Genomic DNA, 15,844 nt, shown 5'->3' on the forward strand with positions numbered 1-15,844 from the left:
GATGGGAAGTGGATGGCATGAATGGCCGCTGATGATCTTCACGGTCTTTGGCCAGTGCGTGGCGGGCGGTTTTATCGTGCTCGCGCTGGCGCTGTTGAAAGGTCGTCTTAATGCTGAGCAGCAACAGCGTCTGGTGTTGAGCATGTTTGGCCTGTGGGTGTTGATGGGAATTGGCTTTATCGCCTCTACGCTGCACCTGGGGTCACCGATGCGCGCGTTTAACTCTCTGAACCGCGTGGGGGCCTCATCCCTCAGTAACGAGATTGCCAGCGGGGCAATTTTCTTTGCCGTCGGTGGGCTGGGCTGGCTGCTGGCCGCGATGAAGAAATTGCCTGCGGGTCTGCGCAGCCTGTGGCTGATCGTGACGATGGTACTGGGCGTGGTGTTCGTGTGGATGATGGTGCGTGTCTATAACACTATTGATACCGTCCCTACCTGGTACAGCGTCTGGACGCCGATGAGCTTCTTCCTGACGATGTTTATCGGCGGGCCGCTGCTGGGCTACCTGCTGCTGCGCGTGGCGGGCGTAGACGGGTGGGCAATGCGTTTGCTGCCCGCTGTTTCACTGCTGGCGCTGGTGGTGAGTGCGATGGTCGCCCTGATGCAGGGTGCCGAACTGGCAACCATTCACAGCTCTATCCAGCAGGCTTCTGCCCTGGTGCCGGACTACGGTTCTCTGATGGCCTGGCGCATCGTTCTGCTGGTCGCGGCGTTGGTATTCTGGATCGCGCCCCAGCTCAAAGGATATCAGCCCGCACTGCCGCTGCTGTCGCTGGCCTTTGTGCTGGTACTGGCGGGTGAACTGATTGGCCGCGGTGTGTTCTACGGGTTGCATATGACCGTTGGTATGGCTATCGCCAGCTAGCGTTGCATTTCGTTATATCAAGCCGGGCCCGAGTGCCCGGCTTTTTCTTTTTTCGATCATGAAATTTTTCGACTGTCGTTTTGTTTTAATTTTGCCCATTAATAAATAAAAACAGATACATAATTAATATCTATAGCAGGCGTGGCATTAGCAGGATAAGTTTTTTAAATCGACAGGGAACATATTGTGCGAGGCGGCTAAATCAGTGGATTGACTTTGTTTTTGCCAGTGGCATGATGCGCACGAAATCTGAACTTCCTCACGGTTTTTAATCCATGACCACCTATACCCGGCCAGTGCTTTTGTTGCTCTGTGGCCTGCTTCTGTTGACCCTGGCGATCGCAGTGTTAAATACGCTCGTCCCGCTGTGGCTCGCCCATGAAAACTTACCGACCTGGCAGGTGGGTATGGTCAGCTCGTCCTTTTTTACCGGCAACCTGCTGGGGACGCTGGTCACCGGGAGCCTGATTAAGCGCTTTGGCTTTAATCGCAGCTATTATCTGGCTTCGCTGATTTTCGCCGCCGGGTGTGCCGGGCTGGGCCTGATGGTCGGCTTCTGGAGCTGGATGGCATGGCGCTTTATCGCTGGCGTAGGCTGCGCGATGATTTGGGTGGTCGTTGAAAGTGCGCTGATGTGCAGCGGCACCTCCCGCAACCGCGGACGCCTGCTGGCAGCCTACATGATGGTTTACTACGTCGGTACCGTGCTGGGTCAACTGATGGTCAGCAAGCTGCCAACCGACCTGATGAGCGTTCTGCCGTGGGTCACGGGCATGGTGCTGGCCGCGATCCTGCCGCTGCTCTTCACGCGCATTGTGAACCAGAACAGCGAGCATCAGGAAGCAACCCACGTCTGGCCAATGCTCAGACTCCGTCAGGCGCGTCTGGGCGTAAACGGCTGCATTATCTCGGGGATTGTACTGGGCTCGCTCTATGGCCTGATGCCGCTCTATCTGAATCATCAGGGCGTCAGCGATTCCGGAATTGGCTTCTGGATGGCGGTCATGGTGAGTGCGGGGATCGTCGGGCAGTGGCCGATTGGCCGTCTGGCGGACCGTTTCGGTCGTCTGTTGGTGCTGCGCGTTCAGGTCTTCGTGGTCATCATGGGCTGCCTTGCCATGCTCAGCAATGCCGCAATGGCGCCTGCGCTGTTTATTCTCGGGGCCGCTGGCTTTACGCTCTATCCGGTTGCGATGGCCTGGGCCTGTGAGAAAGTGGAACATCACCAGCTGGTGGCAATGAACCAGGCGCTGTTACTGAGCTATACCATCGGCAGTTTATTAGGGCCGACGTTTACCGCGATGCTGATGCAGAATTACTCTGATAATTTATTGTTTATCATGATCGCCAGCGTATCGTTTATTTATCTCTTAATGCTGCTGCGTAAAGTGGGCGAACACCCAACGCCTGTGGCTCATGCCTGATTAATTAAAAGCCTGTCGATGACAGGCTTTTTTGTCCCTGTCACAACTAAGAGTTTTACTTATTGTTTGTTTATTGCGTCAGACGATAATTCATGTGAGTCCTACCACTATAAGGCATCAATCATGTCTATTCGTCGTTTTTCCACTACCGCACTTGCCGTAGTGTTGTCTTTAACGTTTGCAACGGCTCCAGTCATGGCTAATCCTGGAAACGGGAATGGCAATGGTCACGGAAACGGTGGCGGACAGGGTAACAGCGGCAGTCATGGTAACGGGAATTCTGGTAACCATGGTAATAAGCAAAATAACGGTCAGGAAAACCCTGGTAAATCTGATAAGAGCGTTAAAAACAGCAAAGATGTCGGTAATGATGTCGACGCGCGCGTGAGTTTCGATCATGCTCGCCATCTGGCCCTGAATTACGGCTTAACGGGCTACAAGTCTCTGCCTCCGGGTATCGCGAAAAACCTGGCGCGCGGTAAGCCGTTGCCTCCGGGCATTGCGAAGAAGGCCGTGCCAGCCTCTATGCTGGGTCAGCTTCCTTCCTATCCAGGCTATGAGTGGCGGGTAGTGGGTGACGACCTGGTCTTAATTGCGTTGAGTACAGCCATTGTGACGTCCATTATTAACGGCGTCTTTAAATAGAATATAAAAAGGCCCGGTTCTCACCGGGCCTTTCTTTAATACATCACCTTGTGGCCGTACTGCTCAAGAATACCTTTGACGCGTTCCATCGTCTCTTTCTTCGGCGGCTTCACGCCATCGAGTTTGTACTCTTCGCCCATTGCCACCCATTTATGTTTACCCAGCTCATGATAGGGCAGAAGCTCGATTTTTTCGACGTTGCCCATATCGCGGGTAAATTCCCCGAGGCGGTGCGCGGAATCGTCATCATCTGACCAGCCAGGCACAACCACGTAGCGGATCCAGGTTTTAATGCCTTTATCGGCAATGTATTTGGCAAATTCCAGCGTGCGGTGGTTTGAAACGCCAACGAGGTTCTGGTGGATCTCATCGTTCATCTGTTTGAGATCGAGCATCACCAGATCGGTCACTTCGAGCAGCTCGTCGATAACCGGATCGTAGCGGCGTACAAAGCCGTTGGTATCGAGACAGGTATGAATGCCTTCTTTGCGGCAGGCACGGAACCAGTCGCGGACAAATTCAGCCTGCAGAATGGCTTCACCGCCGGATGCGGTGACGCCGCCGCCGGACGCGTTCATAAAGTGGCGGTAGGTCACCACCTCTTTCATCAATTCTTCAACGGTCACTTCTTTACCGCCGTGCGTATCCCAGGTGTCACGGTTATGGCAGTACAGGCAGCGCATCAGGCAGCCCTGGAAAAAGGTGATAAAGCGGATGCCCGGGCCATCGACGGTGCCACAGGATTCAAAGGAGTGAATGCGACCAATAATTGACATTGCGGTGATATCTCCAGCATCGGCCCGTCCAGGGCCTGTGTATGCACAGCTCAAAGCCGGCTGTGTTAAGTCTGTTTTGGCTGTTATCCATTAAGTATAGATAGCGGACAAAAGAGACTGAGGTGGAGAAGGTGCTAAAAAGGCCCCACTGACGTGGAGCCTTTATTGTACGCTTTTTAACGCGTGATTTCAGTCAATTCCACTTACATGGACTGAGTGAAAGTACGGGTGATAACGTCCTGCTGCTGTTCTTTAGTCAGGGAGTTAAAACGTACTGCGTAGCCAGATACGCGGATGGTCAGCTGAGGATATTTCTCAGGGTGTTCCATCGCGTCGAGCAGCATTTCACGGTTCATGACGTTCACGTTCAGGTGCTGACCACCTTCGATGGACGCTTCGTGGTGGAAGTAACCATCCATCAGACCCGCGAGGTTAGTTTTACGCACTTCGTCGTCTTTACCCAGCGCGTTTGGCACGATAGAGAAGGTATAAGAGATACCATCTTTCGCGTAAGCAAACGGCAGTTTAGCAACGGAAGTCAGAGAGGCAACTGCACCTTTCTGGTCACGACCGTGCATTGGGTTAGCACCTGGGCCGAATGGCGCGCCAGCACGACGACCGTCTGGGGTATTACCGGTTTTCTTACCATACACAACGTTAGAGGTGATGGTCAGAACAGACTGAGTCGGGATAGCGTTACGGTAAGTCGTCAGTTTCTGAATTTTCTTCATGAAACGTTCTACCAGGTCAACCGCCATGTCATCAACGCGAGAGTCGTTGTTACCAAACTGCGGGTATTCACCTTCGATTTCGAAGTCAACAGCCAGGCCGTCTTCGTCACGAATTGGTTTAACTTTCGCATATTTGATTGCAGACAGGGAGTCAGCTGCAACGGACAGACCAGCGATACCACACGCCATGGTGCGAACAACGTCACGGTCGTGCAGCGCCATCAGAGAGGCTTCGTAGCTGTACTTGTCGTGCATGTAGTGGATGACGTTCAGTGCAGTGACGTACTGTTTAGCCAGCCAGTCCATGAAGTGATCCATACGCTCCATCACTTCGTCGAAGTTCAGAACGTCGCCTTTGATCGGCTCAGACTTAGGACCAACCTGCATTTTCAGTTTTTCATCAACGCCGCCGTTGATTGCGTACAGCATGGTTTTCGCCAGGTTTGCACGCGCACCGAAGAACTGCATTTGTTTACCAACAACCATTGGGCTTACGCAGCAAGCGATAGCGTAATCGTCGTTGTTGAAGTCCGGACGCATCAGGTCATCGTTCTCGTACTGCAGAGAAGAGGTATCGATAGACACTTTAGCCGCGAATTTCTTGAAGTTCAGAGGCAGTTTTTCAGACCACAGAACGGTGATGTTCGGCTCCGGAGAAGGACCCATGGTGTACAGGGTGTTCAGGAAGCGGAAGCTGTTTTTGGTTACCAGAGTACGGCCGTCAACGCCCATACCACCGATGGATTCAGTTGCCCAGATTGGGTCACCAGAGAACAGCTCATCGTATTCAGGGGTACGCAGGAAGCGAACCATACGCAGTTTCATGACCAAGTGGTCAATCATTTCCTGAGCGTCTTGCTCGGTGATTTTGCCTGCTTTGATGTCGCGTTCGATGTACGCATCCAGGAAGGTGGATACACGACCGAAGGACATTGCAGCACCGTTCTGAGACTTAACCGCGGCCAGGTAGCCGAAGTAGGTCCACTGGATAGCTTCCTGAGCGTTGGTCGCAGGACCAGAGATATCGCAGCCATATTTGGCAGCCATTTCTTTGATCTGACCCAGCGCGCGGTGCTGTTCAGCGATTTCTTCACGCAGACGGATAGTCGCTTCCAGGTTTACGCCGTTTTCCAGGTCAGACTGCAGGGAGACGAACTGTGCGTATTTGTCTTTCAGCAGGAAGTCGATACCGTACAGCGCAACACGACGGTAGTCACCGATGATACGGCCACGGCCATACGCATCTGGCAGACCGGTCAGAACGCCAGATTTACGGCAGTTCAGAATGTCTTTGGTGTAAACATCGAATACACCCTGGTTGTGGGTTTTGCGGTATTCGGTGAAGATTTTTTTCAGCATTGGGTCCAGCTCGCGGTTATACGCTTTGCAGGAACCTTCAACCATTTTGATACCACCAAACGGGATGATTGCGCGTTTCAGTGGTGCTTCAGTCTGCAGACCAACGATTTTCTCAAGGGCTTTGTTGATGTAGCCAGCATCGTGAGAAGTGATGGTGGAAGCAACGGAGGTGTCAAAATCAACTGGCGCGTGAGTGCGGTTTTCCAGTTTAACGCCTTCCATAACGCTGTCCCACAGCTTGGTGGTCGCTTCAGTTGCGCCAGCCAGGAAGGATTCGTCACCTTCATACGGGGTATAGTTTTTCTGAATGAAGTCACGTACGTTTACTTCATTCTGCCAGTCACCTTTCGCAAAACCTTCCCAGGCTGTGGCTAACTTTTCATTAAGCTCGGACATGTAACACCTACCTTCTTAAGTGGATTTTTTATTTACTGCCTGAGAAAACCATCAATGATGATCGTCGCCACGCAGGTAAATGACCCAGTATGTCAACCCAACTAACAGACCCCCACCGATAATGTTCCCGATAGTGACAGGGATCAGGTTATCAGTAATGAAATTCATAATAGTCAGGTGAGAGAAACTTTCCGGGGATGAACCAACTGCGGTCCAGAACTCCGGGCTCGCAAAGTCGCGGATGACTATGCCCATTGGGATCATGAACATATTCGCGATACTGTGCTCAAAGCCGCTGGCAACAAACATCGCAACCGGCAGAACCATAATTAAGGCTTTGTCCATCAGGCTACGACCCGAGTAGCTCATCCATACAGCCAGGCAGACCATCAGGTTAGCGAGGATGCCGAGAGCAACGGCTTCGATAAATGTGTGGTGCATTTTGTGGTCGGCGGTTTGCAGGACGTTAAGGCCCCAGCCACCGTTGGCGGTCATGTACTCGCCAGAAAGCCACATCAACAAAACAAAGAGCAGACAGCCAACCAGGTTACCCACGTAGACGTTAAGCCAGTTACGTGCCAGCTGACCCCAGGTAATTCTTCCGCTGGCCTTTGCCACGACAATCAGCACCGTTGAGGTGAAGAGGTCGGCGCCGCAGATGACGCAGAGAATCAGACCCAGTGAGAAGCAAATGCCGCCAATCAGTTTGGCCATGCCGAAAGGCATTCCGGCAGTACCGGTGGTGGCGGTGATGTAGAAGACGAAAGCGATAGAGATGAACACACCAGCCGTGATCGCCAGATAGAACGTCTTCATCGGGTGTTTCGTTGCTTTATAGACACCTGCTTCTTCGGCAACTTTGGCCATCGCAGCAGGGAGTAAAAGATCAAAAGGGTTGTCAGCTTTCACACTAACTCTCTCTTTATTAAGTCGGCGACGAGATACTAACAAAGCATTATAGAAGAGAAATTGATATAGATCATATCTCGCCTGGCTTATAGGCCCGCAGTGTGTATGGTTTTACGACAAATGCGGAGTAAGTATTTGATTATCCGTATAAAAATAAATTTTAAAAGTTATGAAAAGAGTTGAATTTTTTCGTTCAGCCACCTCTGAGACAGTTAATTAGTATGGAGTATTTACCATAAAAAGTAACAGTAAAGCCCAGGTAAATATTATTATATTTACCCATATTTAACTTTATTATCACAATCAACAGTCATTGCCGAAGAAAATAAAAAAACGGGGCAATGAAATTGCCCCGTAATATAGCCCAGACGATTGAATACGCCTACTGCTGGTAATGTTATGTGCGCTTATTTTGACCAGTAAGCGGCTTTTGCTTTCTGCAGCTTTTCGTAGGCCTTCAGCAGCGACTGATGCGCAGGGAAGGCTTTCAGATCGCTATCGACAGCCTGCAGGCCATAGAACGGTGCTTCACCGCTCAGGGCCGCGCTGGCGGCTTCTACGGCCTCAGCACCGTACATACGCACGAAAGCGTTCAGGTATTGCAGAGGCTCGCGATCGTCTTCCTGTGCCAGCAGCAACAGGGTTTGCAGGCAGCGGTAATAATTGGTGCGCTCGGCAGAGAAGACAGACTGGTTGAATTCCATGGTCCACTCGGTCCAGGCCAGAGCCTGATCCAAATCGCCACCCGCCAGGGCCAGCATTGCTTTCAGCTCACCGATACGCAGGGTATACCAGCCGTTGTCTTTACCGGTCGCCAGACCCAGCAGTTCGCGTACGCGGGTGAAGTCATCGTGGCCTTCTTCGTCCAGCTGGGCGATCAGGTTCAGATAATCTTCTTTCTCCCACTCGCTGCCCGGCAGAGCCAGCAGCGTTTCGCGCAGGTGCGCGCCCATGCTGTTATTCGCCAGCCACAGATCTTCAGCCGGGTAGATGTCGGACATGCCCGGAACAATAATGCGGCACGCGTAGACGCCAAGGTGTTCGTAGTCGGCGATATAGACGTCCTGGTCTTCGGCTTTAAAGATCGCCATCAGCGTGGCGAACTCTTCTTCCGTGGTACCGGCAAAGCTCCAGTCCACGAACGGATAGTCGGCATCCTGCTTGAACATATCCCAGGAAATTAAACCGCTGGAGTCGATGAAGTGGGTTTCAAGGTTGGTATGCTCGGCCACTTCTTCGTCGTCAAACGTTGGCGGGGTGAAGACGTCGAGATCTTTCAGGCTACGGCCCTGCAGCAGCTCGGTAACGGTACGCTCCAGCGCCACGCCGAAGTCAGGATGCGCGCCGAAGGAGGCGAAGCAGGTGCCGTTGGCCGGGTTAAACAGCACCACGCAGATAACCGGGTACTTACCGCCCAGCGAGCCGTCATAGGCAAAGATTGGGAAACCTTCTGCTTCGAGCTTAGCGATGGACTCCACTACGCCCGGGTAGCGTGCCAGCACGTCGGCCGGAATTTCAGGCAGGCTGATGGATTCGGCGATGATGCGGTTTTTGATGTGACGTTCAAAGACTTCAGACAGACCCTGCACGCGCGCTTCATTGCGGGTGTTGCCGGCGGACATACCGTTGGATACATACAGGTTGCCGACGATGTTCATCGGGATATACACGGTCTGCTCGTCAGACTGACGGGTAAACGGCAGGGCGCAAATACCGCGATCCTCGTTACCGGACTGCAGATCGATCAGCATGCTGGCAGTCAGTTCGCTGTCTGGATCGTAGAAGGCACGCAGGCGAGCGTCGAGAATACCTTCCGGCAGTTCGTCATCTTCGGTCAGCGGGAACCATTTTTCATTTGGATAGTGAACGAACGGGCCGTTAGCGATGGTTTCGCCCAGCCAGAAGTCAGCGAAGAAATAGTTGGTGGACAGACGCTCAAAATACTCACCCAGCGCAGAGGCCAGTGCCGCTTTTTTTGTCGCGCCTTTACCGTTGGTAAAGCACAGGGCACAGTCTTTATCGCGAATATGCACGGACCAGACATGAGGCACCGGATTGAGCCAGGAGGCTTCTTCGATGTTAAAACCCAGGTCGGTCAGTTTCTGCTGGAAGCGAGCGATGGAATCTTCCAGAGCGGCGTCTTTGCCGGGGATAAACGTTTGAGTCATGGCGTTCACTTTTATCGTACGTAAAGCGCGCAATGATACGGGTTTTGCGTGACGGGTGCTATCTTCGGCGAAAATAAAAGGCTGGGCTATGCTTAGTGGCAGTAACTGACTGTTAAGGCATAGAAAAATGAAAGCATTTGATCTCCAGCGGATGGCGTTTGATAAAGTTCCTCCTGAATTTCTGGGCGAAGTGGCGCTGCGCAGCCTGTATACCTTCGTACTTGTCTTCCTGTTTCTTAAAATCACCGGGCGTCGCGGCGTGCGGCAGATGTCGCTCTTTGAGGTGTTGATCATCCTTACGCTGGGGTCAGCGGCGGGGGACGTCGCGTTTTATGACGACGTGCCGATGGTGCCGGTGTTTATCGTTTTTGTCTCACTGGCGCTAATTTACCGACTTGTCATGTGGCTGATGTCGAAAAGCGAAAAGCTGGAAGATCTGCTTGAAGGGAAGCCGGTCGTTATCGTCGAGAACGGACAGCTGGCCTGGGAAAATGTACAAAGCGCCAATATGACCGAGTTTGAGTTCTTTATGGAGTTACGCCTGAACAGCGTTGAACAGCTCGGGCAGGTGCGTTTGGCGATCATGGAAACCAACGGGCAGATCAGCGTCTATTACTATTCTGACGACGAGGTGAAGCCGGGACTGTGTATCCTGCCGGATATGCTCATTGAGCGTTTCAGAACGGTACCGGAATCAGGCAAGTATGCTTGCGTAAGATGTAGCCATGTTGTCGCGATGCAGCCGGGGGATCGCCAATTATGCCCCCGCTGTGCAAATCCGGAATGGACGAAGGTTAGCCGGGCCAAACGTATCACCTGACAGCCATTTTGTCGGTTTTGTCTTAGCGAGGCGGCAGATTGTTTTGTGTGACGTGGGACACATTTCACGGGTCATAAGTTTTAGACATTGCGGCGCGTGTCACTGAATGATAAAACCGATATCCACAGTTATAACTTATGGCTTTTAGCGTGGTGAGGGGAAATGGCTCAAGTCTTTAATTTCAGTTCAGGTCCGGCAATGTTACCGGCAGACGTGCTTAAACAGGCTCAACAGGAACTTTGTGACTGGAACGGTCTCGGTACGTCGGTGATGGAAATCAGCCACCGTGGTAAAGAGTTTATTCAGGTGGCGGAAGAGGCAGAAAAGGATTTTCGCGATCTGCTGAATATTCCCTCGAACTACAAAGTATTATTCTGTCACGGCGGTGGACGCGGCCAGTTTGCGGGTATTCCGCTGAACATCCTCGGTGACAAAACGACGGCTGACTACGTTGACGCGGGTTACTGGGCAGCAAGCGCCGTTAAAGAAGCGCATAAATACTGCACGCCGAATGTTATCGACGCCAAGGTGACCGTTGACGGTCTGCGCGCCGTGAAGCCAATGAGCGAATGGCAGCTTTCTGATAACGCAGCGTATCTGCACTACTGCCCGAACGAAACCATTGACGGGATTGCCATCGACGAGACGCCAAACTTCGGCAGCGATGTCGTGGTTGCCGCCGACTTTTCCTCCACCATTCTGTCTGCGCCAATTGATGTCAGCCGCTACGGCGTTATCTATGCTGGCGCGCAGAAAAATATCGGTCCGGCCGGTTTGACTATCGTCGTCGTGCGTGAAGACCTGCTGGGTAAAGCGCATAAATCCTGCCCGTCAATTCTCGATTACACCGTGCTGAACGATAACGATTCTATGTTCAACACCCCACCCACGTTTGCCTGGTATCTCTCCGGCCTGGTCTTCAAATGGCTGAAGCAAAACGGCGGCGTGGCGCAGATGGACAAGGTGAATCAGCAAAAAGCTGAACTGCTGTATGGCGTGATCGACAAGAGCGATTTTTACCGCAACGATGTGGCGAAAGCTAACCGCTCCCGCATGAACGTGCCGTTCCAGCTGGCGGACAGCAACCTGGATAAAGTGTTCCTGGAAGAGTCCTTCGCGGCAGGACTGCATGCGCTCAAAGGTCACCGCGTCGTTGGCGGCATGCGTGCCTCCATCTATAACGCGATGCCGCTGGAAGGCGTTAAAGCCCTGACGGATTTCATGATCGACTTCGAACGTCGTCACGGTTAATGTGCTGTTTTTCACCCCCGCAGCGTCCCTGCGGGGTTTTTATTATGTTGAGTTGAGAGTTTAGTTTTCATGGAATCCCTGACGTTACAACCTATCGCGCGGGTAGATGGCACCATTAATCTGCCTGGTTCAAAAAGTGTCTCGAACCGCGCTCTGCTGCTGGCAGCTCTGGCAAACGGCACCACCGTCCTTACAAACCTGCTGGACAGCGATGACGTGCGCCATATGCTCAATGCGCTGAAAGCGTTGGGCGTTCATTACACTCTCTCCGACGATCGTACCCGCTGCGAAGTGACCGGCAACGGCGGCGCGCTGCGTTCGGGCGAAGAGCTTGAACTGTTTCTGGGCAATGCGGGTACCGCGATGCGACCGCTGGCGGCGGCCCTGTGCCTGGGGAGCAACAACATCGTGCTGACCGGCGAGCCGCGCATGAAAGAGCGTCCGATTGGTCACCTGGTGGACGCCCTGCGTCAGGGCGGCGCGCAGATTGAGTATCTGGAGCAGGAAAACTATCCGCCACTGCGTCTGCGCGGCGGTTTTACCGGCGGTAACGTCGAGGTTGACGGCAGCGTTTCCAGCCAGTTCCTGACGGCACTGCTGATGACCGCGCCGCTGGCACCGCAGGATACGGTTATCACGATTAAAGGTGAACTCGTTTCCAAACCGTACATTGATATCACGCTGCACCTGATGAAAACCTTCGGCGTTGAGGTGGAAAACCAGTCTTATCAGCGTTTTGTTGTTCGCGGAGCGCAGCAGTACCAGTCTCCGGGCAACTACCTGGTTGAAGGAGATGCGTCATCCGCGTCCTACTTCCTGGCCGCGGGGGCGATTAAAGGCGGCACGGTAAAAGTGACCGGTATTGGCCGTAACAGCGTGCAGGGCGACATCCGTTTTGCGGACGTGCTGGAAAAAATGGGCGCCATTGTCACCTGGGGCGATGACTTCATCTCCTGTACCCACGGCGAGCTGAACGCCATCGACATGGACATGAACCATATTCCGGATGCGGCGATGACCATTGCCACGGCGGCGCTGTTTGCCAAAGGCACCACCACGCTGCGTAACATCTACAACTGGCGCGTAAAAGAGACGGACCGCCTGTTCGCGATGGCGACCGAGCTGCGAAAAGTCGGCGCCGAGGTGGAAGAGGGCGAAGACTACATTCGCGTGACCCCTCCAGCAAAACTGCAGTTTGCGGAAATCGGAACCTACAACGATCACCGTATGGCGATGTGCTTCTCGCTGGTGGCGCTGTCAGACACGCCTGTAACGATCCTTGACCCGAAATGTACGGCGAAAACCTTCCCGGACTACTTCGAACAGCTGGCCCGCATTAGCACGCTGGCCTGATAACGTATTGCCGCATCGCCCGATGCGGCATTTGCTTACGCTTCATTACGAACACCTTCGCTCATTTCTTCTACACTCTGCTTCAATCATTCCGTAATTTGCACGCAAAGGTAACAGTTGCGCACGTTGGCGCGTATAATGCGCGGCGTTCATGTAAACGGTATGCCTTATTTAAGGAGAAAAAGATGACGGCAGTTGCCCCGGTAATCACCATTGATGGGCCGAGTGGCGCAGGGAAAGGTACTCTGTGCAAAGCGATGGCGGAAGCATTGCAATGGCATCTTTTAGATTCGGGAGCAATCTATCGCGTGCTGGCGCTGGCCGCGCTGCACCATCACGTGGATGTCGCGTCTGAAGAGGCGCTGGTTCCGCTGGCCGCGCATCTGGATGTGCGTTTCGTGTCGACCGATGGCAACCTGGAAGTCATCCTTGAAGGGGAAGACGTGAGTGGCGAAATCCGCACTCAGGAAGTGGCGAATGCCGCCTCCCAGGTCGCTGCCTTCCCGCGCGTTCGTGAGGCGCTGCTGCGTCGTCAGCGCGCGTTCCGTGAAGCCCCGGGTCTGATCGCTGACGGACGCGATATGGGAACCGTGGTATTCCCTGATGCGCCTGTGAAAATTTTCCTTGACGCCTCTTCGGAAGAACGTGCTCAACGCCGCATGCTTCAGTTGCAGGAAAAGGGGTTTAGTGTTAACTTTGATCGCCTTTTATCCGAGATAAAAGAGCGCGATGACCGCGATCGTAACCGCGCCGTCGCCCCACTTGTTCCTGCAGAAGATGCATTAGTTCTGGATTCAACCAGTTTAACTATTGAGCAAGTGATTGAAAAAGCGCTACAATATGCGCGCCAAAAACTGGCACTCGCGTAATCGCGACCGATTTAGTAGTACCCCCGCTGCAATGGATTGACGGCGGGTATGTGAAACAACCCCATCCGGCACGGAGCCAGGTGGACGTTAATATTAACCTGAAGATTAAACATGACTGAATCTTTTGCTCAACTGTTTGAAGAATCCTTAAAAACAATCGAAACCCGCCCGGGTTCCATCGTTCGCGGTGTTGTTGTTGCTATCGACAAAGACGTAGTACTGGTTGACGCCGGTCTGAAATCTGAGTCCGCCATTCCGGCAGAGCAGTTCAAAAACGCCCAGGGCGAGCTGGAAATCCAGGTAGGTGACGAAGTTGACGTTGCTCTGGACGCAGTAGAAGACGGCTTCGGTGAAACCCTGCTTTCTCGTGAGAAAGCTAAACGTCACGAAGCATGGATCACGCTGGAAAAAGCTTACGAAGAAGCTGAAACTGTGGTCGGTGTTATCAACGGCAAAGTTAAAGGTGGCTTCACTGTTGAGCTGAATGGTATTCGTGCGTTCCTGCCAGGTTCTCTGGTAGACGTTCGTCCAGTTCGTGACACTCTGCACCTGGAAGGCAAAGAGCTTGAGTTCAAAGTAATCAAGCTGGACCAGAAGCGTAACAACGTTGTTGTATCCCGTCGTGCCGTTATCGAATCCGAAAACAGCGCAGAACGCGATCAGCTGCTGGAAAACCTGCAGGAAGGCATGGAAGTCAAAGGTATCGTTAAGAACCTCACTGACTACGGCGCATTCGTTGACCTGGGCGGCGTTGATGGCCTGCTGCACATCACCGACATGGCGTGGAAACGCGTTAAGCACCCAAGCGAAATCGTGAACGTGGGCGACGAAATCACTGTTAAAGTGCTGAAGTTCGACCGCGAGCGTACTCGTGTATCCCTCGGCCTGAAACAGCTGGGCGAAGATCCATGGGTAGCTATCGCTAAGCGTTACCCAGAAGGTACTAAACTGACTGGTCGCGTAACCAACCTGACTGACTACGGCTGCTTCGTTGAAATCGAAGAAGGCGTTGAAGGTCTGGTACACGTTTCCGAAATGGACTGGACCAACAAAAACATCCACCCATCCAAAGTTGTTAACGTTGGTGATGTAGTGGAAGTGATGGTTCTGGATATCGACGAAGAACGTCGTCGTATCTCCCTGGGCCTGAAACAGTGCAAAAACAACCCATGGCAGCAGTTCGCGGAAACCCACAACAAGGGCGACCGTGTTGAAGGTAAAATCAAGTCTATCACTGACTTCGGTATCTTCATCGGCCTGGACGGCGGCATCGATGGCCTGGTTCATCTGTCTGACATCTCCTGGAACGTTGCAGGCGAAGAAGCAGTTCGTGAATACAAAAAAGGCGACGAAATCGCTGCAGTTGTTCTGCAGGTTGACGCAGAGCGTGAGCGTATCTCCCTGGGCGTTAAACAGCTCGCAGAAGATCCGTTCAACAACTGGGTTGCACTGAACAAGAAAGGCGCAATCGTAAACGGTAAAGTGACTGCAGTTGACGCTAAAGGCGCAACCGTAGAACTGGCTGACGGCGTTGAAGGTTACCTGCGCGCTTCTGAAGCTTCACGTGACCGCGTTGAAGATGCCACTCTGGTTCTGAACGTAGGCGACGACGTTGAAGCTAAGTTCACCGGTGTTGACCGTAAGAACCGTGCAATCAGCCTGTCTGTTCGTGCTAAAGACGAAGCTGATGAGAAAGATGCAATCGCAACTGTTAACAAACAGGAAGATGCAAACTTCTCTAACAACGCAATGGCTGAAGCTTTCAAAGCAGCTAAAGGCGAGTAATATCAGGTTCTCAGCATCATTTGCGCTGTAACGCATTTACAGCGCGAAGGATGAGGAGCAAACTTGACAGATTGCAGGATTCGTCCTGTAATCAATAACAAAGGGCGGCTACGGCCGCCCTTGTTTAATGAGCTGTTCAGCTAATTGGTTTGAAAGGAACCGGAGGAATCATGACCAAGTCAGAATTGATTGAAAGACTTGCCAGTCAGCAACCGCATATCCCTGCCAAGGCAGTGGAAGATGCCGTAAAAGAGATGCTGGAGCATATGGCCTCCACTCTTGCCCAGGGCGAGCGCATTGAAATCCGCGGTTTCGGTAGTTTTTCTCTGCACTATCGTGCTCCACGTACCGGGCGTAACCCGAAAACTGGCGATAAAGTCGAGCTGGAAGGTAAGTACGTTCCACACTTTAAGCCGGGTAAAGAACTGCGCGATCGCGCCAATATTTACGGCAACTGAGTTTAGCCAGCTGGTTAAACTGGGTTCGAAAGAAA

General features: G+C 52.8%; 13 protein-coding genes. 9 read left to right on the forward strand and 4 right to left on the reverse strand.

Going from position 1 to position 15,844, the window contains the following annotated elements; genetic code table 11:
* The first annotated feature begins 1 nt into the window (after position 1).
* From AB8846_RS00360 to AB8846_RS00370, 3 genes are all read left to right on the forward strand, one after another.
* The gene (locus AB8846_RS00360; protein ID WP_331412839.1) at positions 2 to 865 is read left to right on the forward strand and encodes a dimethyl sulfoxide reductase anchor subunit family protein; all 864 of its coding nucleotides are present in this window, start codon (positions 2 to 4) and stop codon (positions 863 to 865) included.
* A gap of 275 nt (positions 866 to 1,140) precedes the next feature.
* Positions 1,141 to 2,289, forward strand: coding sequence for an MFS transporter (locus AB8846_RS00365; RefSeq protein ID WP_023335120.1), 1,149 nt, complete (start codon positions 1,141 to 1,143; stop codon positions 2,287 to 2,289).
* Positions 2,290 to 2,412: 123 nt separating this feature from the next.
* Positions 2,413 to 2,934: an anti-virulence regulator CigR family protein gene (locus tag AB8846_RS00370; protein ID WP_331412838.1), complete on the forward strand. Its 522-nt coding sequence runs from the start codon at positions 2,413 to 2,415 to the stop codon at positions 2,932 to 2,934.
* Between the two features lie 35 nt (positions 2,935 to 2,969).
* On the opposite strand, the gene pflA is transcribed toward AB8846_RS00370, so the two are convergent.
* The 4 genes from pflA to ycaO all read right to left on the reverse strand — a co-directional run bounded on the left by pflA (position 2,970) and on the right by ycaO (position 9,273).
* Positions 2,970 to 3,710, reverse strand: coding sequence for a pyruvate formate lyase 1-activating protein (gene pflA / locus AB8846_RS00375; protein WP_063144423.1), 741 nt, complete (start codon positions 3,708 to 3,710; stop codon positions 2,970 to 2,972).
* 203 nt (positions 3,711 to 3,913) lie between these two features.
* Positions 3,914 to 6,196 carry a formate C-acetyltransferase gene (gene pflB, locus AB8846_RS00380; protein ID WP_063144422.1) on the reverse strand — a complete coding sequence of 761 codons (2,283 nt, stop codon included), beginning with the start codon at positions 6,194 to 6,196 and terminating at the stop codon, positions 3,914 to 3,916.
* Positions 6,197 to 6,247: 51 nt separating this feature from the next.
* Positions 6,248 to 7,105: a formate transporter FocA gene (focA, locus tag AB8846_RS00385; RefSeq protein WP_008499974.1), complete on the reverse strand. Its 858-nt coding sequence runs from the start codon at positions 7,103 to 7,105 to the stop codon at positions 6,248 to 6,250.
* A 407-nt stretch (positions 7,106 to 7,512) separates the two neighbouring features.
* Complete coding sequence (gene ycaO, locus AB8846_RS00390) at positions 7,513 to 9,273, reverse strand: 30S ribosomal protein S12 methylthiotransferase accessory factor YcaO (protein WP_248206592.1); 1,761 nt, start codon at positions 9,271 to 9,273, stop codon at positions 7,513 to 7,515.
* Between the two features lie 127 nt (positions 9,274 to 9,400).
* On the opposite strand from ycaO, the gene AB8846_RS00395 reads away from it, so the two are divergent.
* The 6 genes from AB8846_RS00395 to ihfB all read left to right on the forward strand — a co-directional run bounded on the left by AB8846_RS00395 (position 9,401) and on the right by ihfB (position 15,809).
* Complete coding sequence (locus AB8846_RS00395; protein ID WP_370731757.1) at positions 9,401 to 10,093, forward strand: DUF421 domain-containing protein; 693 nt, start codon at positions 9,401 to 9,403, stop codon at positions 10,091 to 10,093.
* Positions 10,094 to 10,255: 162 nt separating this feature from the next.
* Entirely contained in the window at positions 10,256 to 11,344 is a 1,089-nt protein-coding gene (serC, locus tag AB8846_RS00400; protein ID WP_063144420.1) for a 3-phosphoserine/phosphohydroxythreonine transaminase, read from the forward strand.
* Between the two features lie 69 nt (positions 11,345 to 11,413).
* Complete coding sequence (aroA, locus tag AB8846_RS00405) at positions 11,414 to 12,697, forward strand: 3-phosphoshikimate 1-carboxyvinyltransferase (protein WP_033145092.1); 1,284 nt, start codon at positions 11,414 to 11,416, stop codon at positions 12,695 to 12,697.
* 185 nt (positions 12,698 to 12,882) lie between these two features.
* Positions 12,883 to 13,566 (forward strand): (d)CMP kinase, encoded by a 684-nt coding sequence (gene cmk, locus AB8846_RS00410; RefSeq protein WP_013097305.1) that lies wholly within the window; start codon positions 12,883 to 12,885, stop codon positions 13,564 to 13,566.
* A 111-nt stretch (positions 13,567 to 13,677) separates the two neighbouring features.
* On the forward strand, positions 13,678 to 15,351 hold the full coding sequence (rpsA, locus tag AB8846_RS00415; protein WP_014169387.1) for a 30S ribosomal protein S1: 1,674 nt from the start codon (positions 13,678 to 13,680) through the stop codon (positions 15,349 to 15,351).
* 170 nt (positions 15,352 to 15,521) lie between these two features.
* The gene (ihfB, locus tag AB8846_RS00420; RefSeq protein WP_008499965.1) at positions 15,522 to 15,809 is read left to right on the forward strand and encodes an integration host factor subunit beta; all 288 of its coding nucleotides are present in this window, start codon (positions 15,522 to 15,524) and stop codon (positions 15,807 to 15,809) included.
* Positions 15,810 to 15,844 lie beyond the last annotated feature (35 nt).

The organism is Enterobacter sp. KB-221C9 (assembly GCF_041320715.1).
GTDB classification, from domain to species: domain Bacteria; phylum Pseudomonadota; class Gammaproteobacteria; order Enterobacterales; family Enterobacteriaceae; genus Enterobacter; species Enterobacter asburiae_D.

Bases quoted from the DNA above. Each gene is read 5' to 3' on its own strand.
- ihfB (WP_008499965.1), top strand. From the start codon at position 15,522: ATGACCAAGTCAGAATTGATTGAAAGACTTGCCAGTCAGCAACCGCAT.
- serC (WP_063144420.1), top strand. From the start codon at position 10,256: ATGGCTCAAGTCTTTAATTTCAGTTCAGGTCCGGCAATGTTACCGGCA.
- pflB (WP_063144422.1), bottom strand. From the start codon at position 6,196: ATGTCCGAGCTTAATGAAAAGTTAGCCACAGCCTGGGAAGGTTTTGCG.
- AB8846_RS00365 (WP_023335120.1), top strand. From the start codon at position 1,141: ATGACCACCTATACCCGGCCAGTGCTTTTGTTGCTCTGTGGCCTGCTT.
- ycaO (WP_248206592.1), bottom strand. From the start codon at position 9,273: ATGACTCAAACGTTTATCCCCGGCAAAGACGCCGCTCTGGAAGATTCC.
- AB8846_RS00370 (WP_331412838.1), top strand. From the start codon at position 2,413: ATGTCTATTCGTCGTTTTTCCACTACCGCACTTGCCGTAGTGTTGTCT.
- rpsA (WP_014169387.1), top strand. From the start codon at position 13,678: ATGACTGAATCTTTTGCTCAACTGTTTGAAGAATCCTTAAAAACAATC.
- AB8846_RS00360 (WP_331412839.1), top strand. From the start codon at position 2: ATGGGAAGTGGATGGCATGAATGGCCGCTGATGATCTTCACGGTCTTT.
- aroA (WP_033145092.1), top strand. From the start codon at position 11,414: ATGGAATCCCTGACGTTACAACCTATCGCGCGGGTAGATGGCACCATT.
- pflA (WP_063144423.1), bottom strand. From the start codon at position 3,710: ATGTCAATTATTGGTCGCATTCACTCCTTTGAATCCTGTGGCACCGTC.
- AB8846_RS00395 (WP_370731757.1), top strand. From the start codon at position 9,401: ATGAAAGCATTTGATCTCCAGCGGATGGCGTTTGATAAAGTTCCTCCT.
- cmk (WP_013097305.1), top strand. From the start codon at position 12,883: ATGACGGCAGTTGCCCCGGTAATCACCATTGATGGGCCGAGTGGCGCA.